Annotated in this window: 1 protein-coding gene; it reads left to right on the forward strand. The window is 38.7% G+C overall.

Annotated features, from left to right (window positions below):
• Positions 1 to 54: 54 nt before the first annotated feature.
• The coding region (locus ACFSB2_RS16735; protein ID WP_377944249.1) for a condensation domain-containing protein at positions 55 to 3,152 on the forward strand (3,098 nt) is incomplete at its 3' end.

A 3,152-nucleotide genomic window follows, 5' to 3' on the forward strand; every position in this document is an offset into this window, starting at 1 on the left:
GTGGATCGAAGAGCGCTACCAGAACCGGATTATGAAGTGGGAATGCGAACGTATGTGGCACCAGTAACAGAACTGGAGAAACGGCTGGTCAGCATATGGGAAGAAGTTCTGGGTATAGATCATGTGGGAGTTAATGATAGTTTTTTTGATTTAGGAGGAGATTCAATTCTTGGCATTCAAGTTGTTTCAAAGGCTCGCGAAAGCGGTCTTTCAATATCCGTGAGAAAAATTTTTGAGTATCCAACAATTTCTGAACTAGCTTTAGTGACAGAATTTTTGCAGGACGGTTTTATGCAAGACAGGTTGGTTACAGGAAAAGTATCTTTATTGCCAATTCAAAAATGGTTTTTCGAACAAGAGTTTGCGTCATATAATCATTGGAATCAATCTGTCCTACTTTCACTCATAGCGCCGATAAATAAGGATTGGTTGCGCACAGCAATTGGATATTTACTGGTACATCACGATGCACTTCGTCTTCGATTTACACAGATAAATGGTAATTGGGAATCAAGCTATACGGATATCGAATCTCAAGATATACCTTTTGAAGAAGCTAATTTGTCTGCGTTGTCTAAAAGTGACCAGCAACAGGCCATAGAAAGGGAGGTAGAACGTGCGCAAAAAAGTGTAAATATCACACATGGACCATTAATACGTTTGGTGTATTTTGATTTGGGTGAATCGAAAAAACCGCAACTATTATGGGTAATTCATCATTTGGTAGTAGATGGGGTCTCTTGGCGAATTCTTTTAGAAGATTTACAGAAAGCGTATGAAGATTTATCACGTAACGAGCCTATTCGTTTACCAAAAAAGACGGTATCAGTTCAAATTTGGACGGAACGACTTATTGAATATAGTGTATCGGATAAATTTAAAGAGGAAAGGGACTTTTGGTTATCACAGTCAAAGGAGATTGAATCCAGATTAATTGATGTTCCTATTGATTATCCAGAAGGCACAAACAGGGAAGGAGATGTTTCTGGTATTACAGTAACACTTGACGCTGAAAAAACCCGTTCTTTACTTATGAATATTCCGAAAACACATCGTGTTCACATTCACGAGGTAATGTTGGCAGCTTTATTGCAAGTGGTATGTAATTGGACAGGGCAACAAGATCTTTTAGTGGATTTAGAAGGTCACGGGCGGGAAGAAATTCTGGGTAGCCTTGATGTCTCGAGAACCGTAGGTTGGTTTACTAGTGTTTATCCTTTGTTGGTACGAAATGAGGAGAAACAGGATCTGGGTGATATTTTACGTGTTGTTAAGGAACAAGTACGAAGAGTTCCAAATCGAGGAATTGGATATGGCGTACTGCGGTATTTGAGCAATTATCTAACCAGTGAAAATGGAACCAAAAGGGCTAGTATTGGATTTAATTATTTGGGGCAATTTGATCAGATTGTATCAAGAAAATCGATGTTTCGCGAGGGAACAGAATCGAGTGGATATTCTCGCGATGAGCGGGCTACACGTAGACATGTATTAGATGTTAATGCAATGATTGTTGATAGCGAATTACGAGTTACTTGGCTATATAGTAAGTCACTACATTCCCCCAACACGATTCAAATGGTAGCAAATAGGTATATGGAGAGTCTAGTAGAATTCATAGATTATTGTGCAAATCCAAACACTTGCATCTACACTCCTTCTGACTTTCCTCTTGCGAGATTGAATCAAGCTGAAGTTGATGAAGTGGTGGGGAAAGATCAATCAATTGAAGATATATACCGACTTACTCCTTTACAGGCCGGTATGTTATTTCATGCTCTCTATGATAATAATTCGGGTAACTATGTGATTCAAAATACTGGTGAACTATCGAAATCAGCAAATATTCGTGCGTTGATACGAGCATATAGACAAGTTATGAATCAATATGACATTTTCAAATCTGAATTCAAATGGGAGGGGTTAAGAGAACCGCATCAATTGGTAAAAAAACAAGCTCGAATTGTGGTTGAGGAATATGATTGGACTGATATGTGTAAGGGAATTCAACATGAAATGTGGGAAAAGTTCATTCAGGAAGATCGAGTCCGTGGATTTGAACTTGATAAAGGAATTTCCTCTAGGTTAAGTATAATTTGGACCGGGGAAATATATCGAATTATTTGGTGTCACCACCACATACTTTTGGATGGATGGAGTACTTCACGTGTTTTGAAAGAAGTATTTGAATACTACATAGCATATTCTAAAGGTGATGTGCCCAAACGAGATAAGTCACGATCTTATCGTGAGTATATTTCTTGGTTAAATAATCGTAGCGTTGAGTCAACAGAGAAATTTTGGCGAGAAAAATTACAAGGATTCACATCGCCTACCCCATTAGAATGGGGGCAGCTGTATCGAAAAGTAAATGTGATAGAGGATAGCGGAGTTTCAGAACGTCAGTTGTCTGGAGAATTGACAGAGAGATTAGAGAAATGGGCACATCAAAACCAACTTACAGTAAATACTCTCATACTGGGTGCATGGGCTCTTGTATTCAGTCGATATAGCCGAGAAGCAGACATATTGTTTGGTGTCACGATATCAGGGCGACCATCTGACTTGCAGGGTGTTGAAAGTATGGTTGGCTTATTTATTAATACTGTTCCGATGCGTGTGCAAGTTGATGATGAACCAATCAAAGATTGGTTCAAGCGGATTCAGGAGAATCAATTGGAATGTCAAGAAAACGGGTATAGCTCATTGATTAACATACAAGAGTGGAGTGAGATTCCACAAGGTACTCCTCTTTTTGAAAGTTTATATATATTTGAGAACTATTTAACTTCTGAAGCAAATGAAGACCTTGGTGCAGAATTACGCATTTCTGAGGAACGAGTTATAGAACAGACTCATTATCCGTTAAATATGATTGTTTTACCAAATCAAGTATTGACATTGAAGATGGCATATAATCCAGAACGTTTTAGTAATTTCATTATTGAAAGTATGCTATACAGTATGGAAATTATCCTGGGAAACATTATAAAACAGGAGCATGCTAAGATTTCGGAACTATCAATGTTACGCGAGACAGAACGTCTACAAGTGTTGGTGGAGTTTAATGATACAGGCAAGGAGTATGAGAAGGACAAGACGATTCACGAGCTGTTTGAGGAGCAAGTGGAGCGGACACCAGAAGCGGTGGC

The organism is Alicyclobacillus fodiniaquatilis (assembly GCF_042678105.1).
In the GTDB taxonomy this organism is placed as follows: domain Bacteria; phylum Bacillota; class Bacilli; order Alicyclobacillales; family Alicyclobacillaceae; genus Alicyclobacillus; species Alicyclobacillus fodiniaquatilis.